Below are 26604 nucleotides of genomic sequence, written 5' to 3' on the forward strand. Positions count from 1 at the left end.
TCACCTGATTTTATCCTGGAACTGCAAAACCAATAATGCAAAATATTGCAGTCAAAACATACATGAAAGATGTTGCCTGCTTTTCAGTTAATCGGAAATAATATGGTAAAATCCATTTTAGTGTTAAAGGATTTGGAACTTCCAAAGTACCATCATCACGTATTTTTCCGAATTTTACGAGCGGGTATTTTTTGCTGCTTAACCGCCAGTACACATATAAAAGGAAATTAACCGTGTGCGGTATTAAAATTATAAATCCACTAATCAAATATCCTTCAACAACTATTGCTGCACCAATTGCAGCCCCTACTGATAATGCACCAACATTCCCCCAGAATATACGTGAAGGATATCTCTCAAAAAGATAATAACCTGCAAGAGCACCGGCCATACTGACAATAAAAAGTATTTTACAGACATCTCCATGATATAATGCCTTTATTATCAAGGTTATGATTATCATCAGGGATAAACCGGGTGCCAGACCATTGAAGCCGGAGTGCATATTAACCAGATTTGCCACAACCGGAACATAAAGAGGAATTATAATCTGAAGAGCAATTATACCAACAGTAAAAGTACCTATGAATGGAATACAACAATTTATATTATGAGGTATAAATGGCATCAATGAATAGGCACAATAGTATAAAAGTATTAATTTTGCAGGTCTTCCAATATCAATTACATCATCAAGTATTCCAAAAAAAGCAAAAAGAGAAACAACTGTTATAATTGCATAATTAACATCTTCAATATATCTGCTGTAAAATAAAGAGATAATTGATATTGACAATAGTGAAAGTAAAAGTATAACAAGACCTCCGTTTAATGCAACATCGGGAAGGTCTTTTTTGTACATATCTTTTGAAACACATCCCTTATCCCTCAATTTATGAATAATATTTGGCATTGAAGCTAACATCATAAAAAATGGTACAAGGAAAAAAGTCAATACCATAAAACCGAGTGAATTTACCAGTGTAGCCAGTTCATCTATCAATGGTGTGTTTTATACACACACACATATATATAGATAATTGTTAGGAAAGTATTATCTTTTATTTATTATTACTTACATCATTATTGACTAATATTCAGAATCCGATAAGACTTCATGAATAATTAAATTGAATATTCAGGCTGCTTCATGTAGAACTTTAAAGGCCTCTCTATGAATTTCTATTTTGCTTCAAAACAACTGATTCCTGATTTATTTCTATTAATTTCCAGCCACAAATCTGACGGAAGAAATCTACAACGCATTAATTTGAACATTCACAGTTCAATTTCCTGAGGATGTCTTTGGAGACGGCTATTAAATGTTATAATATTGCAATTTTGTATGATAATATAATTTAGGAATTGATTATTCTAATGAGTCATATTGTAATAAAACTAATAAATCAACCAAAGCCAAGTACTCAATAAAACTCTGTTATTTTTACTAACATAGATATATCCCGGAGGATTTCACTGTTAGATCTATCTATAACCAAAAATCATTTCTGATGAAAAATGTATTATTACATCTCCGGGAAAACATTTCTCCAACCAAAACAGGAATGAAGGTTTTTAGAGAAGTGCTGTAATTATTTACCCATTAATTTATATATGAGAATGACCTCCAATAAACGAGTGGGGGTTTAAATGGCTTTTTACACAAAAGATGAAAGAGAAAAATATTATGGATATTACCTGTTATATGAAAAAATTTCAGACCTTAGCCTTAAAAAGAAGGTTTTAGTCGGATGTAATCTGGCAACAAAAAAAATTGATGAAAAATTTAACAGGACAAACTTACTTTTTCGACCAACAGCAATTCAAATTGAGCCAACTACAAAATGTAATCTGAAATGTAAATTTTGCTTATCACCGGTATGGGAAAGAAAAGGAAAAGATATGGATATTGGGGATTTCAAAAAAATTATTGATCAATTTCCTTTTCTTGTAAATGTACTTCTACAAGGTGTTGGAGAACCTCTTATGTGTAAAGATTTTTTTAAGATGATTGAATATTGCCATCATAAAAAAATAAAGGTTGGTACTGTTACAAATGGAACCCTTCTTGATAATGAAACCGTAAAAAAAATTTTGGATTCCAAAATTGAATGGCTGGCCATATCAATTGACGGATCAAAACCAGAAACTTTTGAGAATATTCGTATTGGAGCAAATTTTAATCAGGTTATAAGCAATGTCTCAAATTTGATAAAGATGCGGGGGAACTCAAAAATACCCAGAATTCCAATACATTTTGTTGGAAATATAAATAATATGAATGAACTTCCCGGTGTTGTGCGTCTCGCAAAAAATATTGGTGCCGACGGAGTAGATATCGTTGGAATTAATTCATGGGGAGGTCAATATGAAAATGTTAAATCCATTAATCAGACTGAGAAATTAAAACAGGATGTTGCAGAAAAATATCTAAATGAGGCATCTGCACTGGCCAATGAAATTGGAATTACATTTGATGCTGTTGGAAAAGATGGGGGGTATATGTGGTACCAAAATGAAAATATTAAAAAAAATCCAATTCACTGCCAATTTATTTTTAAATCCTGTTTTATTACTGTTGAAGGTCACGTAACACCATGTACCAACTGGACAGATCGTGATAATATTGCCTTTGGAAATATTTTAAAAGAAGATTTCAATTCTATATGGAACTCTCAAAAAATTATCGAACTTAGAGATTCATATATTAGGGGAGAAATTCCTGAACCTTGTAGGGATTGCACTGAACCACATTTGGTTAGATAAATTCATAATTCACTAATTTTTTTACTAAATCTGCAAAATCAGAATTATTTCAAGAATTTGTACATTTATATTGTTTACAGGCGCCGGCAATATATTTATAATATCAGCCAAAATCACCTAAAATGTTCCAATATAACTCAGTATTGTCCCTGCATTTGGAAAAGCAGCTGAATAATATAAAATAATTCAGGGAACAAAACAAAGGTTTGCGGATTATACATGAGGATGTATACAGCGGGTATATTTGAGAAAAAGAAGAACGGATTTTTAGCAAATTGCGGAGCTCATTTCATTTTTTTAGCCAGATACTTTGCAGATTTATAGATTGTTGATTTATTTTTTATCATCATATGGTATGGATATAAGTCAGGATTGAATTTGGATTTAAATCGTCTTAAACGACGATTATCCCCGCCATCCATCTGATCCAAATATAAAAAACCATTATTGTATGCCCATTTTATTGATTCCCAATAAATAATTTCATTTGCCGATATGCCTTTAAGATCTGATTTAGGCACTCCAATCCAAAAGTATACTATATTGCTAAAATAAAGCAAAACAACCCCCCCTATCAGATTCTCGTTATATTCTGCCATGAATATTTTCATATTTTTTCCATAAAATTCATCATATAGATCAGATAAATAATTCCAGTTATCCAGTTTTTTTACTTTCTTTTTCTGATCCTGAAAACGTATACTTAACAATTCGTAAATATATTTTAAATCGCTCTTGTCTCCGTCTTTTATTTTAATTCCCTTTTTATACATAGCGTTGATCATCTTTCTTACAGGTCTGTTAAATTGATTCCATAATGAATCAAAACCATTTGACAGGTCAAGACGATATGTATATGATGGATTTACCTGATATCCAGCCCACTGATATGGTCTTGAGTCTTTCAAACCAGGAGACGAATTAATTCTGACATAATTACAACCAAGTTTTGAAAAAATATAATTATCAGTTTCTCTCTGAATTTCCAGAAGATAAGTCTCCCTTTTACTTTGTTTTAATGATTCATAATCAGGAATTACAGGACCGAGATACAAAAGAAATGTCCTGTCAGGCGGAGATACTGCCTCCTTTAAAAAAATTGATTTTCTGTAAAAAATCGGAAAAACAGATACAAGGGTTTCACCTCTATTGATTATCAAAGGAAACAAAGTATAATTAGTATTTTTTTCAACGATTTTCAGCCATTTCCAGGTGTGAAATATTGAGCCATGAGCAGATGAATTAACAGCATTATTCCAAAGATCAACCATATTTTCATCTGCAATCTGAAGATTAAAACTCATACCAATACCAATATATTATAATTATTTTTAGGAACCTATCAATCTCAATACTACTTTACTGTATATAGCATTTTTTGAGATATAAAAATATAAAAGAAAAAAACATTCAATATTATAAAAGTCACCAATCACAATTAAGGATGTAATATATCCAATCCAATTATATATTTATCTCCTGAATTAGGAGATTCTTCTCTCTAAATATATTTATCTGAACTGGTTTCACTAATAGAATAATGAAGATGATGCCTAAAGAAATAATACCAAAAGACAATCATCCATATGGTAAAAAGAATCCACCCGATATGAACATGAACATGTTCGATTACTCCTTTAGGCCCATACAAATATCCACTCAGTGATATAAGCGTAATTCGTCCAATATTTGAGATATATGTCCCTATATATCCAATAAAAATTAGAAGTGCACTTTTCTTAGAAATTGCTTCAGGAAATGTAAAAAGTACTATTATTGCTGCAATTGTAAATGTCCCAAGTGACCAGATCCCAGTACAGTCAGTTACTATGGCAAGATAAATATGCTCACCTGATGTAGATAAAAAAGAGATTATATTTCCATCGATTTCCGGATTAATTCCAATAATATTCAAAACCAAATTCGTGAAATATATAGTAGGTGGTATAAGAGGTTCAATTATCCACTCCTGATTCCTTAAAAATAGTTCATATATTTCAAATCCAAAAACAGCAAGCAAAGGAAATAATGCAGGAATAATAAGCTTTTTTAATTTAAGCAGACTGAAAATAATAATACTAATTCCTGAAAGTAAAATTGAAAATTCTCCAATAGAATAAGGAGGATTTCCAAGGCCTAAGGGTATATTCAAAAAACTGAATAGGCAGACAAATATCCCCCCCATAAGATATAGTTTCTGTTTCCCATGATCAATTATGCTTTGTTCCTTTCTCGAAAGATATATCATCGAAACACAGGATAGTGCCCAGATAATTATTGCATCCATTTTCAAATAAGTCAGAGTTGTAAATATAAAATAAAGCGTTAAACTAGTTAATACGGAAATTACCCATATCCATGCAGCCTTTTCTGGTGATATTTCCCTCAAGTGCATAATTTTCATATTTTCAGATTCCAAAAATATTAACCTTATTAAATGAACACTTTCTTAAATCATTTTTGAATGCTACAAATACAACACCGCACTATAAAAAATTATTTATACATATGGGGCAATTAGAAACCAGGGTTGTGTTATCTAAAAAAGGTCTAACTAGCTATTCAATTTTAAAATGTTTAATTCAAAATCTTATAATTCTTATTTCATGAGTATAAAACTCATTTAAAGTATAACATTTTCCAAATCTAAAAAAAATTGTTTAAAATTTAATCTTTTTCATATATTTAAGACTCTTTGATAATTATGAACTAAATATATATATTATAAATTTTCATATCCTAGTGCATTCAAAATATATTTTTTATCATTAATACAGAGGGGGATTTATAATGGAAATTAAAATAGCAAATGAGGAGGATAAGACAAAATGGGACGATTTGATTTTATTTTCAGAAAACGGGACACTCTACCATACGTGGGACTGGCTTAAGTTAATGGAAAAACATTCAACTAAAAAAATTTTTTCGCATCGCCTTAAAGCAACTTTGTATCCCATTATGGTTTTTGACGGATCTTCGTTATATGGTGTAATTCCATTATATCTATACAAAATTCTGTCAGTCAAATTCGTAGCTTCGCCCCCCCCTGGTGTTGAAAACAAATATCTGGGACCTGTCATTCAAAATAATGATAAAATAAAACTTCACAATAAATATTCAAAATTTATTAAATTTCAAAATCAAATTGATTATTTTATAAAAAATACATTAAAATCAAATATTGTAAATATCGATCTACCACCTTACCCTCAGGATCCAAGATCTTTTATCTGGAGCGGATACAGTGTTGAACCCCGCCATACAAACATAATCGATTTAAAAAAGAGGGAAACTGAGATCTGGAACAATTTTAACAAAAAATTACGCAATGAGATAAAAAAAGCTCATAATGAAGGAATCATAGTTGAAGAGGGAACAAAAGAACACATTGATTTTATTTATACTACTATGTCTGAAAATCAAAGAATATATTCTTCTAAAGAATTTATTCAAGAAATATATGATGTTTTTTACCCTGAAAATTTAAAAATATTTGTTGCCAAGAAGGACAACAAAGTTCTAAGTGGACTTATAATAACAAACTATAAAAATAAAGTTGATGCCTGGATAGGAACACCAAAAGTATCGTACAAAGGCATAAGTCCAAACCCTTTAATTCACTGGGCATGTATTCAGTGGGCATGCACAAATAAATATAATTTTTATGAAATTATCGATGCTGACAATCCTAATTTTTTTAGATTTAAAAATAAATTTAATTCTGAACTAATACACTATTATTCAATGAGATGGTACTCACCAAAAATCAGAATCAGTAAAGGTATATATAGGGCAATTAAACCCAGGTATAAATGAGATCATAATTTTTAAATTACGGAAAAATAGGGGAAATTTTAATATTTTCAGAGAATCCCTGCACCCCATAATACTGCTGCATCAAAGATTTCCCATCCTTCAGATGTAAGTTCTGTTGCAGAGTTATCTGAAAGGAATAATCCTACACGACGTTCAGGTGCTGTTATTCCTACCATTTCAGCTCCTTTCTCATATCCAAATACTGCATAAAGCTCAGGATAATCCGAAGATGCTGCAATCTTTAAACCTCCATCTGATGGAAGTCCGAGGTTTTCTTTATTTATATCACCTAAAACCGCAACTGTTCCGGAAAGTCCTCCGGAAAGCGGGTGTTCGCTGTCAGTGATTATAATTTCCGTCTGTTTGGGAATTACTCTGTAGTCTGCCCTCCCTTTTGTACCTGTCATCTTCATATCATCGTAGATATATGACTCCCAGGTCACAACAGGGACATTTACAGTCATGAATTTTTTACTTACGAAGGTAGGGCTTGAAGTTGATGAGATGATTACTAGCTCTTTTCCTTCTGCATCCTCTGCCTTTGAAACCGTGTCATCGATTATGGTTACTGTGTAACCCATCTCCTCAAGGTGTATCTTTACTGCACTGTCGCCTGAATTCAGGTTGGTATTTCCTACAATCATAACAATTTCACCCTTCACATCAGGTACCGGTGTTGGCTCAGGAGTCGGAACTAATGTTGGCTCCGGTGTAGGAGGTACCGGTGTTGGCTCAGGAGTCGGAACTAATGTTGACTCCGGTGTAGGAGGTACCGGTGTTGGCTCAGGAGTCGGAACTAATGTTGGCTCCGGTGTAGGAGGTACCTGTATATCTCCTCCGATTGCCCATATTACAGCCGCATCAAATAATTTCCATCCATCTGCCGTGAGTTGTGCTGCGGAGTCATCTGAGAGGAATAATCCCACACGACGTTCAGGTGCTGTCATTCCTGCCATCTCTACCCCTTTCTCATATCCAAATACTGTGTAGAGTTGCGGGTAATTCGGACTGTTTGCAATCATTATGCTGTTGTCTGATGGAATTCCTGTGTTTTCAGCCATCCGGGCTCCAAAAACTTTTACAGTTCCTTTTAGTCCTGCAGAAAGTTCATGTCCTTCACCAATGATTGAAACTTCAGTCTGGTCGCGAATAATTTTGTAATCCGTACCTCCCATTGTACCTGTCATTTTCATATCATCGTAGATATATGACTCCCAGGTCACAACGGGGACATTTACATCCTTGAATTTTTTGCTTACAAAAGTCGGGCTTGAAGTTGATGAGATAATTACAAGCTCTTTACCTTCTGCATCCTCTGATTTTGAAATCGAGTCATCAATTATGGCTACTGTGTAACCCATATTCTCAAGGTGTATTTTTACTGCTTTATCTCCACTGTTTAAGTTGACATTTCCGACAATCATTACAATGTTGCCATGCTCTTCAGGACCCGGTGTCGGTTCAGGGGTTGGAACTAATGTTGGCTCCGGTGTAGGAGGTACCGGTGTTGGCTCTGGTGTAGGAACTAGTGTCGGCTCGGGGGTTGGAACAGGAGTCGGAACTGGTGTTGGCTCCGGTGTAGGAACTAGTGTCGGTTCAGGGGTTGGAACTGGCGTTGGTATGGGCGTTGGTTCAATTGGCGGAATATATTCCGATCCAATTGCTGAGATTACATATGCACCGAATTTTTCGCCTGTGTATATGTACCCGTTGTATCCAAAGACATCCATATACATTGTTCCGGGGATTTCAAGAGATTTAATCAACTTAATATCCGCCGGATTTGATATGTCAAATGCCCTGATATCCCCGATCGGACCCCCTGATGCGTACACGACATTGTCAAGCACACTTAATCCGTAACCTACCCACTGACCCGGATAGCTCACTTTTCCTATCGTTTTTGGAGCCTGGATGTTTCTTAAATCAATTGTAACAACATCATTTCCTGTAAGGGCCACTGCTGTGTCACCCAGCACTTCAACATCATAGAAAGGTTTTCCTGCCTCATATGTTGCTATAACAACTGGATTTTGCTTGTTGCTGACATCGATCACATGAACTCCTGTATAGCTGCCGAGATATGATGCAACCAGCAGGTAATTGTCCTTATATTTTGCAAGGTTTCCATTGAAGTGCGGGTCTCTTGCAATGTATGCAGGATTATACGGGCTTGAAATATCAACAATTCCTGCGGATGTGTATACATAATTGCCGTCAGGCAGTACTGAGGCAATATTGTCCTTGTAATCAACAAATACCTTCACCGGCTGTTCCGGATTGGAAATGTCGATCATATTCAGGCCGCCCCACTCTCCTGCGCCAAAGAGGTAATTGCCCTGTATGCTGACATCGTTAAATCTTCCGGGAGTCTCAATGAATGCAGATTCAAACGGATTTTCCTTATCCTTTGTATCAACCACCCACATTCCGTCGTTGTGTGCACCGATGAAGAGATAATCGTCCTTTGCCACTACAGAGTCAACGCCGCCCACCACAGGGACATTTACAATCAGAGATGGCTGCTTTGGATCTGAAGTATCATAGATCCCGAATCCCATTGATTCGCCTGCAAGGAATGTGTAGTAATCTGTTGGGAAGATTCCCTCAATATATCCTGCAATTTCTGTACCCTTTCCTGCAACGAATGCCTGGTTGGGATTTGAAATGTCAATTACACTAAATCCCTGGTAACGGACAGAGACATATGCATAATCACCGAGAATTTTAACGTCATTTGCATCGATTCCCATTATATTTTTAACCTCAACCGGATGTGATTTGTCGGATATGTCAATGACCCTCACACCGTTGTGGTATTCTGTAACATATGCATAGTTGCCCTTAACCGCAACTCCGGAGAAACTGTCAAGTGCTGATGTACTTGCGGTGTAGCTTCCAACAATCCTCGGGCTTTTTGGATCTGAAAGGTTAAATATGTCCAGCGTTTTGTCGGTTGCCCTTGCAACGTAAAGATAACCGTCTGCTATGGAAATCCTCCACGGTCTGTTGTAGCCGTTCAACTTTACAACATTTCCAAATTTCGGATTGGAAACATCGGATATGTCCACTATCTGTATACCGATATTGTATACTGAAAGATAAGCGGTGTTTCCGTAGACCTCAACATCCCTTATCTCAGTTCCGGGAGGATGCGGGCTTTTAAGCGAAGAGATTTTGACCGGGTTATTTGGATCTCTTATGTCGACGATGATGTACCCTGTCGTATACCCTATGTGAAGGTAAGGATACTCCATATACATGCTTTTGACATTCTCGCCTACATAGATCTTTGAGATGTAATCCTTCCATGTAAGATCTTTTACAGTGGCAGGGTTTGTAACATCATAAACCCTTACCTCGCCGCCCTGTGCAACGTAAAGATATCCTCCCTCCTCGACAACATCAAAGGAAGGACCGTTTGCCAGGTGACCTACTGTGTCCAGCGTCGGATGAGTCGGATCCGGTGTCGGCTCAGGAGTTGGAACTGGTGTTGGTTCCGGTGTAGGAACTAATGTAGGCTCAGGGGTTGGAACTGGTGTTGGTTCCGGTGTAGGAACTAATGTAGGCTCAGGGGTTGGAACTGGTGTTGGTTCTGGTGTAGGAACTAATGTAGGTTCAGGGGTTGGAACTGGTGTTGGCGGGATGTATTCCGATCCAATTGCTGAGATTACATATGCACCAAATTTTTCCCCTGTGTATATGTAGCCGTTGTATCCGAAGACGTCCATATATGTTGTTCCGGGGAGTTCAAGGGTTTTAATCAGCTTAATACTCGCCGGATTTGATATGTCAAATGCCCTGATTGCACCTATGGGTCCTCCGGATGCGTACACGACATTGTCAAGCACATTTAATCCGTTACCTATCCACTGGCCCGGATAGCTTACCTTTCCTATCGTTTTTGGAGCCTGGATGTTTCTTAAATCAATTGTAACAACATCATTTCCTGTAAGGGCCACTGCTGTGTCACCCAGCACTTCAACATCATAGAAAGGTTTTCCTGCCTCATATGTTGCTATAACAACTGGATTTTGCTTGTTGCTGACATCGATCACATGAACTCCTGTATAGCTGCCGAGATATGATGCAACCAGCAGGTAATTGTCCTTATATTTTGCAAGGTTTCCATTGAAGTGCGGGTCTCTTGCAATGTATGCAGGATTATACGGGCTTGAAATATCAACGATTCCTACGGATGTGTATACATAATTGCCGTCAGGCAGTACTGAGGCAATATTGTCCTTGTAATCGACAAATACCTTCACCGGCTGTTCCGGATTGGAAATGTCGATCATATTCAGGCCGCCCCACTCTCCTGCGCCAAAGAGGTAATTGCCCTGTATGCTGACATCGTTAAATCTTCCGGGAGTCTCAATGAATGCAGATTCAAACGGATTTTCCTTATCCTTTGTATCAACCACCCACATTCCGTCGTTGTGTGCACCGATGAAGAGATAATCGTCCTTTGCCACTACAGAGTCAACGCCGCCCACCACAGGGACATTTACAATCAGAGATGGCTGCTTTGGATCTGAAGTATCATAGATCCCGAATCCCATTGATTCGCCTGCAAGGAATGTGTAGTAATCTGTTGGGAAGATTCCCTCAATATATCCTGCAATTTCTGTCCCCTTCCCTGCAACGAATGCCTGGGTGGGATTTGAAATGTCAATTACGCTGAATCCCTGGTAACGGACAGAGACATATGCATAATCGCCGAGAATTTTGACGTCATTTGCATCGATTCCCATTATATTAGTGACCTCAAACGGACGTGATTTGTCGGATATGTCAATGACCCTCACACCGTTGTGGTATTCTGTAACATATGCATAGTTGCCCTTAACCGCAACTCCGGAGAAACTGTCAAGTGCTGATGTACTTGCGGTGTAGCTTCCAACAATCCTCGGGCTTTTTGGATCTGAAAGGTTAAATATGTCCAGCGTTTTGTCGGTTGCCCTTGCAACGTAAAGATAACCGTCTGCTATGGAAATCCTCCACGGTCTGTTGTAGCCGTTCAACTTTACAACATTTCCAAATTTCGGATTGGAAACATCGGATATGTCCACTATCTGTATACCGATATTGTATACTGAAAGATAAGCGGTGTTTCCGTAGACCTCAACATCCCTTATCTCAGTTCCGGGAGGATGCGGGCTTTTAAGCGAAGAGATTTTGACCGGGTTATTTGGATCTCTTATGTCGACGATGATGTACCCTGTCGTATACCCTATGTGAAGGTAAGGATACTCCATATACATGCTTTTGACATTCTCGCCTACATAGATCTTTGAGATGTAATCCTTCCATGTAAGATCTTTTACAGTGGCAGGGTTTGTAACATCATAAACCCTTACCTCGCCGCCCTGTGCAACGTAAAGATATCCTCCCTCCTCGACAACATCAAAGGAAGGACCGTTTGCCAGGTGGCCTACTGTGTCCAGCCCCGCAGACGCGACGGCCGGCACTGCAATCATTATCAAAATAAGACCGATCAGGAATTTTACCGATCCTGTCTTCTTTCGAGAAATACTGGTTGGTGTATTCATTTTTTGAAAACCCCCCACGGGTTCCCTTAGCAGCATAAACTGTTCGAGGGCATCCCCGTGTGATAGATGTATATGAGGAGAGATAGTATTTAAGGATAAACTCTAATGATAATCACTGAAAATATCGCCAACGACAATCATAAGCCGAGTGAAATTATTTTCCATATAGTCTGAAAAAAAGAATATTATTCACTACAAAGCAAATCACATCTCATACAGAAAAATGAAATTGAAATTTCAGATTTTTCAGACAGAATCCATCTCCCTCCTGCCAGAATATTTGTTTTAACTGAACAGACAGCCATTTTACAAGGGAATATTGAGAGTGATTTAAATCTCCTGAAAAGTATTGAAACCTCCAGGTAAAGGATCTTAGTGGTCCGGAGATAATAGTTTTTGAGTCTGCCGGATCACAAAGGAAAATTCAGAAAATAACCACTCACAATTCTGTATAGAGAAAATTAATCCAAATTAAAAAAAATCTGATGTAATTATTCAACAATCAGGCTTTCATCGTACCTGTTTTCATTCGCAAGTGTAAATTCACTGCTCATGTGAAGACAATTTGCAGGGCAGACATCATTGCACTGTGAACAGAAAATACACTGGGTAACATAAATTCTGACTGTTTTTGTCTCTTTAATAAACTCAATTGCATTTGCCGGACACATGCGTGTACATATCTTACAGCCTATACAGGCATCCCTGTCATATACAATTTTACCCCTGAAATTTTCCGGTATAGAAATTGTCGGATTTATTTCAGCTTTACCCTCAGACACCTGTCCCAAAAATCCTGTGACGGACCGTGGGAGGTACTTTGACGGAAAAAGATTTGTGGCAGGCTTCTTTAAAAACTGCTTTAATACCTCACCCATCGTAGGAAGAAAACTCATACAAAAATACCTCCTGTCAAAATCGCATCAGCACCTATCAGAATCAGAGCCAGAACACCAATTAACGCCAGATAGCCCCAGTAGATTGTAACTACATGATTAATCCTGAAACGTGCCATACTTACCCTGATGAGACTGACCGATACAAAAAGAACAGCAACCATCTTCAAAACGAAGAAGGCAAGATCTGCAATTAAGCCAGCTTCAGGGCTCATTGCAACAAACCATGAAAGATTCCAGGGAAGGAATACTGCAACTGAAAGGGCAAGCATTGCAACCGTTTTGACACCCCCTGCAATATAGAACATAGCAAGATTTCTGCCGGAGTACTCAACAACAAGACCACCGCAAAGTTCGGTTTCAGCTTCGGGTGTATCACAAGGGACTCTTGAAAGCTCTGCCGGCGTGACCCATGCAAGCACAATTAAAAGAAGTATACATCCGATAATCCCGAGAGGACCTGCAACACTCCAAATTGTAACACCGGTTGCAACGCCGGAAATTGTTGCCAGCGAAAAAGGATCAGAAATTCCTGCAACAGAAAGCCTCCATGCAACTGCAATTATTACAACTGCAAGCGGAAACTCGTAGGCAATCATAGTTACCATTTCACGCTGTGCACCAACAGATGCATAAGGCGAACCGGATGCAAAACCTCCCGCAACCATAGCAAGCGCCGGAACAGTTAATAGATACATTACAAGAATTATGTCGCCGTAGTTTCCAAATACGGGCGCAATACTGCCGATAGGGATATACAAAAGAACCGTTATTGCTGATGCCAGCGCTATCACCGGTGCTGCATTGAATACGGACTTTATTGCATTCTCAGGCACAACACTGTCTTTTGCAAGAAGCTTTAGGACATCAATAAAAGGCTGCCTTATTGGAGGACCCACCCTTGCCTGCATATGGGCTGCAAATTTTCTGTCGATTCCAAGAAGAAGAAGACCCAAAACCATTCCAAATACAGCAACGGCAACCGTACCTGCGATCACCCCGGCTCCGGCAGATATGATTGTCATTTAATTAAGCCCCCTTGTTTTTTCAACAGACATCCTGTGAAGCTGTTCTTTTGTGAAAATTTCAGAACTGTTCTTTCTGATAACTGAAACCCTGTCAGTACAGGACATGCACGGATCAATTGATGCGACAATAATCGGAATGTCTGCTATCTGCTCACCCTTAAGAATTTCAAGCCATGCAAGCTGATTGGAGTATGTCGAAGCCTTTACCTTCCACATATATGGAGCATCGGCTTTTTTCATACGTACATAGTGAATGCACTCACCGCGTGGTGCCTCAACCCTTCCAACAGCCTCTCCCCCGGCTTTTTTGCATGCTGAAAGAAGTTTTGGCATTTTCGGCTCCCACAGGATATCACCTTCTTCCCCGGGCATATTCTTCAGGCACTGACGTATGATTGAAACAGACTGGGGAATTTCAAGGATTCTTACAACTATCCTGTCATATACATCCCCGTTGGTTTCACTCAAATAACATTCGGGAAGAACCATGTCAAAATCAATATCCCCATATGCCCCATAAGGAGAATCAATCCTTACGTCAAATTTTAGTCCGGATGCACGTGCTGTAGGACCAACAGTACATAATTCAAGGGCCGCTTTTTTTGTAAGAATACCCGAACCCCTGCACCTCATGTTGATGGTCTTGTCATGCAAAAAGAGTTTCAGCATCTTGTCAACAAGCCCTTCATAATATGAAAGAGCCTCTTCAATACGCGGGATCTGCTCCTTTACAATATCACGTCTTACACCGCCGATCTGAATAATGCCATAATTAATCCTGTTTCCGGTGATGTATTCTATTACATCCAGAGACTCCTCACGTACCCGCCATGCAAGATTAAAGAGTGTGTCAAACCCAAGCTCATGGGCTGCGACACCTGCCCAGAGCAGATGTGACTGAATACGTTCAAGTTCTGCCATAATAGTCCTGATATACTGGGCTCTTTCAGGCACTCTTATTCCGGCAACCTGTTCAACCGCTCTTGAAAATGCAAAAGTGTGCGTTACACCACAGATTCCGCAGATCCTGTCGGTCAGGTGAACTATCTGAACAGGATTTCTGCGCATACCCATCCACTCTATGCCTCTGTGGACTTTTCCCGGAGAAAAATCGACCTCTTCTATGACTTCACCGTTCATTTTAAAGGTGAAAAGGATAGGCTCTTTTAATGCCGGATGGATAGGCCCGATGGGGATTTTGTATGGTGCATTCTTTTTATTATCACTCATTCCCCTTTCACCTCCGCCAACTCGCAAGGCTTTATTTCAGCCTTATTTTCTTCATCGGATTTTTCAGGGGGCCAAACATCATTTTTTGGAGCAGAATTTTTTGTCTCATCTCCTCCGGATTTTGCCTCCTTCTTTGGTTTTGGCTTCACAGGCGGATTTGGTCTGTCTTCAGGTCTTCCGACAGCCCAGAGATCCTTTACCATCCCCTCCTTTATTCCTGCATCATCCTTTCTCCAGGGATAAATCCCCTTAGGGAAATCATCAGGCAGGAATAATCCTCTTTTATCAGGAATGTCTGCCACTTCAACTCCCATCAGCTCTCGTTTCTCCCTTTCGGAATAAACGGCACCGGGTATCAAATCTGAAATTGTCGGAATAATTAAATCTTCTTTTGGAAGAGCAACTTTCAGAGTAATCTCCACTCCTTTTCCCGGACAGCCAAAATAGACATACATGTGATACAGGAGTTCAACAAAATCCACCTCATCAACTGCTGATATAACACCAAAATGAGGATAATCAATTGATATAACTTCCTTCACTGCATCATGAAGGATGCTTCTTTCAATAGTAATCCATACAGAATTAACAGGAGTGCTTTTTGCCCCTTCTGTCCACTGCCTTATAGAAATATCACTGATTTTTCCTGCAAATTTATCAGAGAAACGATCAGCAATTTCATTTGCAGTCAGCGGAGTTCTCTTAATATCACTCATCTCTTATCCCCCATAAGACGCTCGAGTTTCGCAATCGCTTTTACAACTCCGTAAATTATTGCCTCAGGCCTTGGTGCACATCCGGGAACATAAACATCAACAGGAATTACTTCACCGACAGGCCCGTCAAGATTATAGGAATCAAAGAAGGCACCTCCCGACTGACCGCATGCACCCACACATATGACAACCTTTGGATCAGGCGTCTGCTCATAAACACGCCTAAGGCGGTCTGCCATTGCATGAACAACAGGCCCTGTAACAAGCAGTACATCAGCATGCCTTGGAGAGCCTACAAGTTTTATTCCAAATCTCTCAGGATCATATCTTGGCATTAACGATGCGACAATTTCAATATCGCACCCGTTGCATGAACCAGAATTAAAATGAAAGACCCAAAGAGATCTTTTTAGTGAATTTGTAAGCTTCATATCATACCGCCTCCGATAACAATAACCATCACAATTGCAATGACACAAAGGAACCAGATCATATAGTCAGTTAAAATTCCAGTATGCAGGGGTATTAAAATATCATAATAACCTTTAAGGGCCTCTGTAAATCCCCAATACATGTTTCCGGCACGAACATGAACATCTCCTTTTTCAGGCTCCGCATTCCCTGAAAGATATGGTTTTATCTGTTCCGTATCTTTGTGATAGTCAGATTCACCCAGTTTCCAGATCAGCCAGGCTATCAGCAATGATATTATGAATGCAACAATCCAGGCGAGAGGGTTCCATGAACCAAACCCTGTGTAAAGGCTTTCAGTAAGTGCCATTTCAGGCACCTCCGAGTACAGCAGCAATATAACCGCTCTGATCAACAAGTGCCGATGCCGCAGGCGTTACTATGAAATCCACAACCGGCTGCGGGAATACTCCGAAAAGCACTACAAGAAGGGCTAAAATACCCATTGCAATCAGCATTGGTTTTGGCACTTCACGGACTTCACTATATTCGGGAAGCCTCGGGCCCGTGAACATTGAGTGGAAAACTTTCACGAACGATGCAAGGGTGAGAATTGACACAACCATTGCAATTACTGACAATGCAGGATTAAACATGAATACAGATTCATATATCATCAGCTTTGATTCAAATCCGTTGAAAGGCGGAATACCTGCAATCGCAAGTGCACCAATTACGAAAAAGAGCATGGTCCATTTCATATCATGCCCGAGACCGCCCAGTTTATTCAGATTCCTTGTGTCTGTCTGATAGAATATTGCTCCTGCGGTCAGGAACAAAAGGCCCTTGTACATTGCATGGTTGATGATATGGAAAAGACCTCCCTGCATTGCTGTCATTCCAAATGCATTCATCATGGTTTCATCTCCCAAAACAGCAAGTCCCACACCAACACCCAAAAGCATGTATCCGGTCTGTGAAACCGCATGGTAAGACATCAGGCGTTTTACATCCTTTTGCGGAATTGCCATCGTTACTCCGATGAACATTGATAAAACACCAAGAATTATGATGACCCATCCTGTTGTAACGTAATCAAGAGTTACATTATAAAGTGTAAATAAAACCCTGAAAAGACCGTAAAGGCTGGCCTGACTTGCAACAACCAAAAATGCGGTTATTCCTGATGGTGCCATTGAATATGCATCAGGTGTCCAGAAATGCATAGGAACAGCACCTGATTTCATTGCAAGTGCAACCAAAAGAAGCACAAGTGCGACTTTATCAAGCATCCCAAACTGCATGTTCTGAGCTATTACGGCAATATTGAGTGCATCATACTGGCCGTAGAAGAGACCTACGGAAAAAAGAACTAAAAGTCCGCCGAGTGTGGATAAGACTGCATATTTAAGACCGGCTTCGACTGCAACACCCATGTCAATTCTTGATGCGACAAGTGCCGCACCTGCAAGCGAGTTTATCTCCAGGAATACGAAGAAATTGAACATATCGCCGGTGCAGACCATACCAAGTATTCCAACCTGCATCAGCAAAAGAAGTGCAAAGAACGAGTCTTTGCCGGACATTTTCTTAGAGGCGGTTATTGAATAGAGGGATACTGCAAAACCGACAATACAGGCGGAAATCGCCATGAAAACCGACATTGCATCGACTGTAAATATAATCCTGAACGGAATACCTGCTGAATCAGCGGGAATGGCAAGTGATGGCTGTGCCGCTCCAAATGTATATACAAGTGTGCCGTTAATCAAAACCTCGTTGGTAAGAAGTCCTGCGATTACTAGTGTTGCAAGGCTCACCAGCATAACCCATGTGTTCCTTGCAGAATCACTGACATGTCCGAAGAGAGGGGTTGCAAACGCTCCAAGCATCGGGACTGCCAGCAGCAGTGCAGGCAGGTTTTGTAAAATCCAGTCAGAAATCATCCCTTAAGCCTCCCTAAATCAGTTACACTGGCTGATTTGTATTTTTTATAGATTACCATGACAAATGAAAGGAGCATTGCAGTGGTTGCAATACCGATAACAATGTTTGTTAAAGTCATTGCCTGAACTGTGGGAAAAACCATTTTTAAAGAGGCTGCATTCGTAAAGATCGGTGCAGAACCTCCGCTGACATAGCCTGTTGCAACAAGGAAGAGATTTACTCCTGCTTCGACAAGAGAAAGGCCCATAATTATTTTTATCAGGTTTTTCTTTGTTACCATCGTGATTATGCCCAAAATTATGATAATCACGGCGGCAATGTATGGCAGATTGTATATCATGTTCAGGCGTCCTCCCTTGAAATTCCTGAAAGCATGTAAAGAATAATTAGGCCCATTGCTCCGAGAACCTCAATTCCCACTGCAATATTCATTATAGGGATCGTTCCTGCGGTATTCAAAAATCCGGGATTGGAACCGTATGTTACAGAGTCGCCAAAGATGAATCCTCCGTTTGCAAGCCAGTTATAGAAGAATGTCGAACCTGCGATTATCGCGGCTAAAGCCATTATTATAAAAAGCAAAAGTCCTAATGTCTCGGTATTTTTTAAAGCTGATGAAGTAAACCGGCTTTTGATATCCGAATATCTGTTTGCCGCAAACATCAGGACAATTCCTGTTGCAATCACGGCCCCTCCCTGAAAACCTCCACCAGGGGTCAGATGTCCGTGTATGACTATGTAAAAGCCGAATACAAGAATAAATGGAAGCATTATATTTGCTGTTGCACGGACGATTTTACTCATAGTCATAGTCTTCATCCTCCTCTTTCCTTTTCCGAAACATCATCGAAATCGCCAGAACTGCGGTGAATAAAACTGTGGCTTCCCCGAGTGTATCAAATCCACGGAAATCAAAGACAACACCTGTTACAATATTGTTTACAGCCGCCATTTCCTGTCCGTTCTGAATCATGTAATCATCCATCCCGGTATTTTTCGGACTTCCAAATTCAAGGTCAACGGCAGTCATAAGGAAGGATGCTGCAAGAATGGCAACAATAAGTGCGGTTGCAATATCCTTTGTTCTCATTGTTCATCCTCCGTATCAGAAACTTCATTCTGCTCTGTCCCGCGAATAGCAATCATGAAGATGGCTGTTGTAAGCCCTGCACCGATTGCTGCCTCTGCAATTGCAACATCGGGCGCCTGAAGCAGATAAAACTCCAAAGAGAGAAGGAAACTAAAAACACCGAATGCAATTGCCGCAGAAATCAGATCCTTTTGAAGATAGACCATAATTCCGGATAAAATAAGACCGGCCAGTAATATTACCTGCATTATAAGAAACAGATCCATCATTTTTTTGCCTCCAGTCTGTCAACAACCGCATTTTCCGGTTTCTGGCCGGATTTGTAGGCAGCCCTTGCAATGGCATGTGAACCTGTTGCATTTGTAAATGCCAGTGCAACAAGGACAACAGCCGTGCTTATTCCAAGGTCTATATACTGGCCGTCTCCTGATGACAGATAATTCAAAAGGCAGTACAAAAAGACAGCCAGACACAGGAATATTGTCCCGAATGTTGTCATCTTTGTTTCTGCATGGAGCCTTGTATATACATCGGGGAATCTCAATATTCCAACAATTCCAAGTGCGTTGAAGATTACCCCTATTGCTATAAGAATAAATATCAGGGTATCAGACAGCATTAAAGCTCACCTCCCAGATATTTAGCCACAAACAAAGTGCCAACAAAGGAAAGTAATGCATAAACAATTGCCACGTCCACAAAGAAAACCTCTTCAAAGGCAATTGCAAGCATAATCATTATTGCAACAGTAAGAGTGTTTATAGAGTCAAATGCAACTACCCGGTCAGGTGCAGAGGGGCCTGTAAACAATCTGACAAGTGCAAGAAGAATCAGTGCACAAAGAATTACCGCAACTAACATCCAGATTGTTATCACTCTGCAATCCTCCTGATCCATTTTTTGAGATTGAATAGGGAGAATATATCCTTTTCATCAGCGATATCCTTCTCTTCAACACCGGTTCTTAAATTCAGCACATGAATGAAAAGGTCACCTGATTTTTCATCTACATCAACTGTCAGGGTTCCGGGAGTAAGCGTGATGGAATTTGCCATCAGAAGAATTCCCAGGTCTGTTTTGAGATCAGGAGATATCCTGATAATTCCCGGGCGGATTTTCCCTGTAATAACCCTGTATGCAACATCAAGATTGGCCTTTGTCATTTCAATAAAAAATGGAAAAATGCAGTAAAATACCAAAAGAAGCCATCGGAATGGATTTAACATTCTTAAGCTTCCTTCTTTTATAAAAAATTTCTCTGAAATTGCTCCGACAACCAATGCAACAATAAAACCCGCATATAACTCAAAAAAAGACCACAGACCAAGAACTTCAATACCGGAACCTGCAGTCAAAATGAGATATATAATTAATGCACAAACCGCTGTCAGAATAAAAGGTAGCATTCATTCACCCGTAAGAAGACAAAAAAATCATATGTGGGCCCCCTTCATCAAAAAATACAAAATTTTTTGTATATTGATTTTTATATATTCCAATATATCAGAATTCATCACGAACATTAATACACAATAGATTAATATAATTGTTTTGAACGAAAAAACCAATAAAAACAAAATACCCGGTATTATGAGACTTTGAAAAATAGAATAATATTATAAATTTGAATTTTTCAGGGATTAATTACTATCAGCATTTAAAATTACGAGGTCTGAATATTCAAGATTTCCATTGAAATCTTCTGCAGAAATGCCAAAAGAATACGTAATTCCCGGTATTTTTCCATATGAAATACGGGTAGTTTCATCAACAGTTAAAGTTCCCAATAAAACCTCCAAATAATCATCGGATTCCTCATCATAAACATAAGTGTATGTCTTCACAACATCTCCGGATTTTAGGTCATCAGTATCCCAAAAAGCGGATCTTTTGAAAAGTTCGGAATCCGGTTCATAAGGATCAACAGACATCATGGTTTCATGGGTTTTTGGATTTGCTATAACTGTAATCATAGCAGATTCAGTACTTTCACCTCTTGTAACCTCTATTGACGACTGATATTTTTCAAAGCCTTCCGCAGCATTGCCAATGTGTTCAAGATAGAGGTTTGCATAATCACCGTTTTCATTCTCCAGATAATACAGCTTTCCATCCCATACGGAAATATAATATCTGCCGTTTGTATCCGGAATAATATATTTATCGCCGACAGGGAGGGATTCAGAATCACTTTCAATGAAATACTCAGCCTTAACTTCTGCCACACCCAGATTATCGGACACTGTGAAAGTATCGTCTTCATTGTATGTTACCTCAGGTTTGACATTATCAGAAGATTTTATCTCCACATAATTTTCAAAAAAATCATACCATTCATCAGATATTTTTATATTATCTTCAATTGAGGAAAGCTTTTGAGAATCAATATATCTTGGGGAACAGATTGATACACCTCTAGCATTATCAAAAAAATCGTCATGTGCAGAGTATAATACAAAAGAATTTATGCCTGCAAGCACCAGATCGCATTCATCTGAAGCTGATGGAACCCTTGCTTTAATTCCAGATATAAAATCATAGAGATCGACTGAAGTCTGCTCTTCCTCCTGGGGAAAATAGCCAAATTTTTCTGCATATCTGTAAGGCTGCCCTACTTTCTCAAAATTACCGGCAACAATTTCATTTTTTAACTTATCTGAGAGACAATCCAAATTTGATATTAAATTATCGGTTTCTTTCAGATTTACAATTGAAAGTGTCTTTTTATCATCCTCACTTTTCATATAAGTGTCAACTGCAACCTTTCCAAAACCCTCAGGTGATGTTTTCGGATTTTTTGCCTGATAATCAAATAATAAATCATACATCCAGCCGGAACCCGGCTCAAGTTCTTCTGATGCAATTAAATAATCAGCATGGGATTCAAAGACACAAGCAACTTCAATCATACCCATAAGGCATGCATCAAAACCTACAATATTAAAACTACTCTCTGAATTAATCATAGCCTGCTTTATTTCAGAAAAATTAAGCTCGTCCTCATAAATTTCATCAAATCCGTAGCCGTTGTATCCATTGCCATGATCCCAGAATATAAGATATTTCTGATCGTATCCCTTCTGCAGCATTATATAATCAAGGAATTTTTCGAGGGTTTTTTCATCACCCATGCTGGCACCGGAATCACGTTCAGTATAAAAGTTCTCATTTCCAAAAATACCATCTTGCGAATCCTCTTTAAGCTGACTCATTGTTGCAATTGAGATTCCTTCCCAGCCTGTGACATTTGCACCTCCGTAACCGACTATAACATTGAATTTTTCAGGATCTGAATCGCCATAACCCTCAATCATTGTGTTAAGATCATAGGTGCCGGCTTTATGCTCACTTTCGAGATCACTGCCAACCATGTAAACTGCAATTAATGTTGATTTTTCCAGAGGGTTGTCTGAAAATAAATTAATATTATCATTATTCAACTCATTTGATTCAGAACACCCTGACACAAAAATAAAAAAAGCCATTAAAAACAGACAAAAAATTAAAAAATAATTAGCAGATCTCTTTATCATATAATACACTCTCAAAATTTTCTAAAGATACTATACAAAAAGCTAAATTAAATAATAAATAACCTGTTATTTTGAACCGGTTTTTTCAAAAAATATCTTTACCAAAAAAAAGACCAGATATTCTCCAAATCTCTAAATCATAAATTAATTCATAAATTAATTCATAAATTAATTCATAAATTAATTTAATTTTTTCAGGTGGATTTTAAAAAATATAAACTAAATCATTCCATTATCGGTTTTTCAGACAAAATGATCCAGTGGTCTTCTGGGATGCTTAATATATCGATATTTTATTTCTTTTTGGTTTTTTATATCATCAAGAACTCTTTTTACCTCATTGAAAAATGTAAGCTCATCATAAAACGGAGTACCTGTTATGGTAAGCCAACCCTTGGAACGTGTCATTCCGATGTAAAGTTTGTTCCTTAATTCAATTCTGGAATCATATTTTGCCACCACTTCAAGATCAGTCAGATATACAACCATACCCTCGTTCCCTTTAGCTGATTCCACATCAGAAATAGTAATCCCGGAGGGTTTTACACTATGATCATCTTCTGAATCATCATTATCCGGACAACAGGTAAAAACTCTGCAATCGGTTATATTTTTTGCATTTAATGCTGATCTGATACTTTTAATTGCTTCATCCCCTTTAAGTGAAACGATTAAAATATCCTCGGGCCTTACATTATCCTCTTCAATATTTCTTATTACAGATTCACAGAGGAATGCATATTCCATTTGTTTTGAATTAAATTTTCTAAAATTAATCAGTGATTCGTCACAGAAATCAATTATATCATTTGGGGTCTTATCCACCTTTCTCGAAAGTGTAATCTCATTTCCCGGAGAAAATTCACCTTTTACCGAATATCCCATCTTCTTCCAGGCTTTCTTACATGTCGGGCCTGAGAGCATTCCTTCATAATGGTACAATCCCATCCCGAGTGCATGTGCCGCCATTAAAATATTTCCAGGCGTACGGAATGAAATATCCATTATTGACAATTCTGAAAAACCGTTGACTTCATCCTTGAGCAGATCATCCTGTCCATAAATCTGACTGACGGTCGGAACTTTTTGGGAAAAGACTGACTGATATTCATCAAAAGACCAGACAAGTCTCTTTCTCTCAGGATTTTCAGAATCAAATGAACTAAGAGACTCATGCAAAAGCCAGAAAACAGGCTGTTTTCCCTCATATAATAGTTCATTTTTAGAAACAAGTATGTCTTCCGCACCATCAATGAAAATTACGTCATATAAAGGATCTATGATCTCATTTTCAAGTATTTTTTTACATGCATAACCGAAACAATCCGCAGGATCGTTTTCAAAACGCCTGCATTCAGAGACTGTCATCGGCTTAATTCCGGAATAATCACATACTTCAGAATAAAAACCGAAATTATCATTATCTCCCCATAGCTCAGCTGCAACAAGATTACCATCCGGATCTTCAGAATCCCACTCAACACCGCAAACTGAAGTATATTTTTTCAATAGTGAAACCATGCGACCTTTAAGTGAGGGATTTGAGAAAAAAACACCAATTCTCCACTCAGGCTCAATGGAATGAAGATATGCAGCCCGCTGACAAATAGATTCAGTTTTCCCGGAACCTGCAATCCCGCGAATTATCTCCGGTCCGTTTGGTAATTCCATTACTTTTGCATTGTCACCAAAACCAGGGTTTATTGATTCAAGTCTTGATGAAATCAAATCTCCAATCAACTGCCCACCACATTTATCCTGATTTGTACATATTTTTGAATCGATCATGTTACCTTCCAAACAAAGCCTTAAACAAAATAATTCTTATTTTAAATTAGAAATTCATTCATAATTTTTAACAGAATCCGGCTTTAGATGTTTAAAAGAAATCAAATTAAATCTTATCGGTTCTCACAGATCAATAGTCCAAAACTCTTAAATATTGTTTTTGAACAGGATTTTTATTCAGATTTTATTTTTAATAATTCCCGCATATGATCTGTTCTTGTTCTTGCTTTTTCCATTTTCAAAAACAAAATTATCAGACAAATTATAAAAAATCCAAAAGAAGATGAACAGTAAGTTAAAAAATCTCAAATATCCAAATCCCGCAATTTTAAAGGAGTTAGATTTATATTTTTTATAATTTTAAAATTAAATTTTGAAATGAGAATCTGAAAAAATAAAATATTAAAGGCCCGTTTAGGACTTTACCAGCAGATTCCTTCACTATCTGTTATATCAAGAATTCTTCTGCCCTCGATAATTACCCTGTCTTTCATTAGATCAAACTCTGATGACAACCGGGAAAACTCAGGCCATTCTGTCATGACAAGACAGCCGTCTGCATCGGTTAATGCATCCCCTGCTGTATTAGAGTAATTTATTGCAGGATATATTTTCCTCATTTCAGATGAAGCCAGTGGATCATATGCCGATACAAGGGCTCCTCTTAAAATAAGTTCTTTTATTACCGGAATTGATCTTGACTCCCTTATATCATCAGTATTATCCTTAAAGGCAAGTCCCAGAACCGCAATTTTTTTTCCTTTCAAAGAGCCGGTTTGCTTCTCAAGAATTTCAACCATTTTTAAAGGCTGTGTTTCATTTACATCAAGTACCGACTTTAATAAAACAGGCTTTTCTCCTATTTTTTCTGCAAGGGATACAAGAGCCATAACATCCTTTGGAAAACAGCTTCCGCCAAACCCTGCACCTGCATTGAGAAACATGGGAGAAATTCTTTTATCCATCCCGACGCCCCCCATGACTTCATATACATCAATTCCAAGTTTTTTGCAGATATTCCCAATCTCATTTGAAAATGAGATTTTAGTCGCCAGAAATGCATTAGAGGTATATTTTATCATCTCCGCCGCAGACAAACCTGTTCTAAGAATCCTCGCACAGAGATTTTCATACATTTTTTCTGCAACATCCCCTGCTTTTTCATCACTACTTCCAATAACAACCCTGTCAGGATTCATGAAATCCTCAACAGCAAGACCTTCCCTTAAGAATTCAGGATTCATTACAAACCCTACATCTTCCTGATTACCGCCGGTTTTTTCCAAAACTGCCTTTGCAACAATATTTTCAGTTGTACCCGGTGGAACGGTGCTTTTTACCGCAACAACATGGTAGTGTCCCGGATTTTTTTTAATTTCGCCCCCTATTGATCCCGCTGCTGATTTAATATAAGATAAATTTGCAGACCCGTCTTTTAGGGGAGGTGTTCCTACACAGATTACTGATATATCTGACAGGGAAATGTCATTATAGTCTGATTTTGCAACCAGATTTTTGCCGGAATGCTTCTTTAACAATTCTTCAAGTCCTTTTTCGTATATCGGAGGAACTCCGGCATTTATCATATCAACCTTTTTTGAATCAATCTCTATTACTGTAACATGATTGCCCAGTTCCGCAAAACATGCCGCAGACACAAGCCCCACATAACCTCCGCCAATGACTGTAATTTTCATTTTTATCCCTTGTTGTCTGAATATAATTTATGTTGATGAGGATTAAATAAATGATTCATAGATATTCACAATTTAAAAATGCACATAAAATCAATTATCTATTTATACCATTCCCCCTAATATCAAAGCATTAG

The 26604-nt window shown here is 38.3% G+C and carries 23 protein-coding genes; 2 read left to right on the forward strand and 21 right to left on the reverse strand.

The genetic code is table 11. The annotated features are described in order from the left end of the window. Positions 1-10 precede the first annotated feature (10 nt). On the reverse strand, positions 11-1003 hold the full coding sequence (locus tag F1737_RS06360; RefSeq protein ID WP_317135766.1) for an MraY family glycosyltransferase: 993 nt from the start codon (positions 1001-1003) through the stop codon (positions 11-13). 647 nt (positions 1004-1650) lie between these two features. Here F1737_RS06360 and F1737_RS06365 point away from each other — a divergent pair. Continuing rightward, complete coding sequence (locus F1737_RS06365) at positions 1651-2766, forward strand: radical SAM/SPASM domain-containing protein (protein WP_317135767.1); 1116 nt, start codon at positions 1651-1653, stop codon at positions 2764-2766. A gap of 284 nt (positions 2767-3050) precedes the next feature. Here the strand turns inward: F1737_RS06365 and F1737_RS06370 are convergent, their stop codons facing one another. Next, positions 3051-4070: a lipid II:glycine glycyltransferase FemX gene (locus F1737_RS06370; protein WP_317135768.1), complete on the reverse strand. Its 1020-nt coding sequence runs from the start codon at positions 4068-4070 to the stop codon at positions 3051-3053. A gap of 197 nt (positions 4071-4267) precedes the next feature. Next, the gene (locus F1737_RS06375) at positions 4268-5185 is read right to left on the reverse strand and encodes an exosortase/archaeosortase family protein (RefSeq protein WP_317135769.1); all 918 of its coding nucleotides are present in this window, start codon (positions 5183-5185) and stop codon (positions 4268-4270) included. A gap of 371 nt (positions 5186-5556) precedes the next feature. Here F1737_RS06375 and F1737_RS06380 point away from each other — a divergent pair, with 371 nt between their 5' ends. Next, the gene (locus F1737_RS06380) at positions 5557-6582 is read left to right on the forward strand and encodes a lipid II:glycine glycyltransferase FemX (protein ID WP_317135770.1); all 1026 of its coding nucleotides are present in this window, start codon (positions 5557-5559) and stop codon (positions 6580-6582) included. Positions 6583-6629: 47 nt separating this feature from the next. Here the strand turns inward: F1737_RS06380 and F1737_RS06385 are convergent, their stop codons facing one another. From F1737_RS06385 to F1737_RS06470, 18 genes are all read right to left on the reverse strand, one after another. Further along, complete coding sequence (locus tag F1737_RS06385; RefSeq protein ID WP_317135771.1) at positions 6630-12134, reverse strand: LVIVD repeat-containing protein; 5505 nt, start codon at positions 12132-12134, stop codon at positions 6630-6632. Positions 12135-12625: 491 nt separating this feature from the next. Then, on the reverse strand, positions 12626-13030 hold the full coding sequence (locus F1737_RS06390) for a 4Fe-4S dicluster domain-containing protein (protein WP_317135772.1): 405 nt from the start codon (positions 13028-13030) through the stop codon (positions 12626-12628). Further along, complete coding sequence (locus F1737_RS06395) at positions 13027-14055, reverse strand: respiratory chain complex I subunit 1 family protein (RefSeq protein WP_317135773.1); 1029 nt, start codon at positions 14053-14055, stop codon at positions 13027-13029. The genes F1737_RS06390 and F1737_RS06395 overlap by 4 nt, the downstream gene beginning before the upstream one ends. Further along, entirely contained in the window at positions 14056-15288 is a 1233-nt protein-coding gene (locus F1737_RS06400; RefSeq protein ID WP_317135774.1) for a hydrogenase large subunit, read from the reverse strand. After that, positions 15285-16004, reverse strand: coding sequence for an NADH-quinone oxidoreductase subunit C (locus F1737_RS06405; RefSeq protein WP_317135775.1), 720 nt, complete (start codon positions 16002-16004; stop codon positions 15285-15287). Before F1737_RS06405 ends, F1737_RS06400 begins: the two co-directional genes overlap by 4 nt. Next, on the reverse strand, positions 16001-16435 hold the full coding sequence (locus tag F1737_RS06410) for an NADH-quinone oxidoreductase subunit B family protein (protein ID WP_317135776.1): 435 nt from the start codon (positions 16433-16435) through the stop codon (positions 16001-16003). Before F1737_RS06410 ends, F1737_RS06405 begins: the two co-directional genes overlap by 4 nt. Further along, complete coding sequence (locus tag F1737_RS06415; protein WP_317135777.1) at positions 16432-16785, reverse strand: hydrogenase; 354 nt, start codon at positions 16783-16785, stop codon at positions 16432-16434. Before F1737_RS06415 ends, F1737_RS06410 begins: the two co-directional genes overlap by 4 nt. 1 nt (position 16786) lies before the next feature. Next, complete coding sequence (locus F1737_RS06420) at positions 16787-18361, reverse strand: proton-conducting transporter transmembrane domain-containing protein (protein ID WP_317135778.1); 1575 nt, start codon at positions 18359-18361, stop codon at positions 16787-16789. Next, complete coding sequence (locus F1737_RS06425; protein WP_317135779.1) at positions 18358-18702, reverse strand: sodium:proton antiporter; 345 nt, start codon at positions 18700-18702, stop codon at positions 18358-18360. The genes F1737_RS06420 and F1737_RS06425 overlap by 4 nt, the downstream gene beginning before the upstream one ends. Before the next feature lie 2 nt (positions 18703-18704). Further along, positions 18705-19166 carry an MnhB domain-containing protein gene (locus F1737_RS06430; RefSeq protein ID WP_317135780.1) on the reverse strand — a complete coding sequence of 154 codons (462 nt, stop codon included), beginning with the start codon at positions 19164-19166 and terminating at the stop codon, positions 18705-18707. Further along, positions 19159-19452, reverse strand: coding sequence for a hydrogen gas-evolving membrane-bound hydrogenase subunit E (mbhE, locus tag F1737_RS06435; protein WP_317135781.1), 294 nt, complete (start codon positions 19450-19452; stop codon positions 19159-19161). The genes F1737_RS06430 and mbhE overlap by 8 nt, the downstream gene beginning before the upstream one ends. Next, on the reverse strand, positions 19449-19721 hold the full coding sequence (locus F1737_RS06440; RefSeq protein WP_317135782.1) for a hydrogenase subunit MbhD domain-containing protein: 273 nt from the start codon (positions 19719-19721) through the stop codon (positions 19449-19451). The genes mbhE and F1737_RS06440 overlap by 4 nt, the downstream gene beginning before the upstream one ends. Then, positions 19718-20071 (reverse strand): monovalent cation/H(+) antiporter subunit G, encoded by a 354-nt coding sequence (gene mnhG / locus F1737_RS06445; RefSeq protein ID WP_317135783.1) that lies wholly within the window; start codon positions 20069-20071, stop codon positions 19718-19720. The genes F1737_RS06440 and mnhG overlap by 4 nt, the downstream gene beginning before the upstream one ends. Further along, positions 20071-20328 carry a monovalent cation/H+ antiporter complex subunit F gene (locus F1737_RS06450; protein ID WP_317135784.1) on the reverse strand — a complete coding sequence of 86 codons (258 nt, stop codon included), beginning with the start codon at positions 20326-20328 and terminating at the stop codon, positions 20071-20073. The genes mnhG and F1737_RS06450 overlap by 1 nt, the downstream gene beginning before the upstream one ends. After that, positions 20325-20858 (reverse strand): Na+/H+ antiporter subunit E, encoded by a 534-nt coding sequence (locus F1737_RS06455; protein ID WP_317135785.1) that lies wholly within the window; start codon positions 20856-20858, stop codon positions 20325-20327. The genes F1737_RS06450 and F1737_RS06455 overlap by 4 nt, the downstream gene beginning before the upstream one ends. A 234-nt stretch (positions 20859-21092) precedes the next feature. Then, positions 21093-22892, reverse strand: a complete 1800-nt coding sequence (locus F1737_RS06460; protein ID WP_317135786.1) for a clostripain-related cysteine peptidase — start codon at positions 22890-22892, stop codon at positions 21093-21095. 336 nt (positions 22893-23228) lie between these two features. Then, positions 23229-24773, reverse strand: a complete 1545-nt coding sequence (locus tag F1737_RS06465) for a DEAD/DEAH box helicase (RefSeq protein WP_317135787.1) — start codon at positions 24771-24773, stop codon at positions 23229-23231. Between the two features lie 422 nt (positions 24774-25195). Then, a complete protein-coding gene (locus F1737_RS06470) occupies positions 25196-26497 on the reverse strand; it encodes a UDP-glucose dehydrogenase family protein (protein WP_456301628.1) in 1302 nt (433 codons plus the stop codon). Positions 26498-26604: the final 107 nt, after the last annotated feature.

Source organism: Methanoplanus sp. FWC-SCC4, from assembly GCF_032878975.1.
GTDB classification, from domain to species: domain Archaea; phylum Halobacteriota; class Methanomicrobia; order Methanomicrobiales; family Methanomicrobiaceae; genus Methanochimaera; species Methanochimaera problematica.

What these genes read in the sequence shown, in the direction of transcription:
- F1737_RS06365 (WP_317135767.1), top strand. Translation starts at nt 1,651, where the DNA reads ATGGCTTTTTACACAAAAGATGAAAGAGAAAAATATTATGGATATTAC.
- F1737_RS06370 (WP_317135768.1), bottom strand. Translation starts at nt 4,070, where the DNA reads ATGAGTTTTAATCTTCAGATTGCAGATGAAAATATGGTTGATCTTTGG.
- F1737_RS06380 (WP_317135770.1), top strand. Translation starts at nt 5,557, where the DNA reads ATGGAAATTAAAATAGCAAATGAGGAGGATAAGACAAAATGGGACGAT.
- F1737_RS06385 (WP_317135771.1), bottom strand. Translation starts at nt 12,134, where the DNA reads ATGAATACACCAACCAGTATTTCTCGAAAGAAGACAGGATCGGTAAAA.
- F1737_RS06390 (WP_317135772.1), bottom strand. Translation starts at nt 13,030, where the DNA reads ATGAGTTTTCTTCCTACGATGGGTGAGGTATTAAAGCAGTTTTTAAAG.
- F1737_RS06395 (WP_317135773.1), bottom strand. Translation starts at nt 14,055, where the DNA reads ATGACAATCATATCTGCCGGAGCCGGGGTGATCGCAGGTACGGTTGCC.
- F1737_RS06400 (WP_317135774.1), bottom strand. Translation starts at nt 15,288, where the DNA reads ATGAGTGATAATAAAAAGAATGCACCATACAAAATCCCCATCGGGCCT.
- F1737_RS06405 (WP_317135775.1), bottom strand. Translation starts at nt 16,004, where the DNA reads ATGAGTGATATTAAGAGAACTCCGCTGACTGCAAATGAAATTGCTGAT.
- F1737_RS06410 (WP_317135776.1), bottom strand. Translation starts at nt 16,435, where the DNA reads ATGAAGCTTACAAATTCACTAAAAAGATCTCTTTGGGTCTTTCATTTT.
- F1737_RS06415 (WP_317135777.1), bottom strand. Translation starts at nt 16,785, where the DNA reads ATGGCACTTACTGAAAGCCTTTACACAGGGTTTGGTTCATGGAACCCT.
- F1737_RS06420 (WP_317135778.1), bottom strand. Translation starts at nt 18,361, where the DNA reads ATGATTTCTGACTGGATTTTACAAAACCTGCCTGCACTGCTGCTGGCA.
- F1737_RS06425 (WP_317135779.1), bottom strand. Translation starts at nt 18,702, where the DNA reads ATGATATACAATCTGCCATACATTGCCGCCGTGATTATCATAATTTTG.
- F1737_RS06430 (WP_317135780.1), bottom strand. Translation starts at nt 19,166, where the DNA reads ATGAGTAAAATCGTCCGTGCAACAGCAAATATAATGCTTCCATTTATT.
- mbhE (WP_317135781.1), bottom strand. Translation starts at nt 19,452, where the DNA reads ATGAGAACAAAGGATATTGCAACCGCACTTATTGTTGCCATTCTTGCA.
- F1737_RS06440 (WP_317135782.1), bottom strand. Translation starts at nt 19,721, where the DNA reads ATGATGGATCTGTTTCTTATAATGCAGGTAATATTACTGGCCGGTCTT.
- mnhG (WP_317135783.1), bottom strand. Translation starts at nt 20,071, where the DNA reads ATGCTGTCTGATACCCTGATATTTATTCTTATAGCAATAGGGGTAATC.
- F1737_RS06455 (WP_317135785.1), bottom strand. Translation starts at nt 20,858, where the DNA reads ATGCTACCTTTTATTCTGACAGCGGTTTGTGCATTAATTATATATCTC.
- F1737_RS06465 (WP_317135787.1), bottom strand. Translation starts at nt 24,773, where the DNA reads ATGATCGATTCAAAAATATGTACAAATCAGGATAAATGTGGTGGGCAG.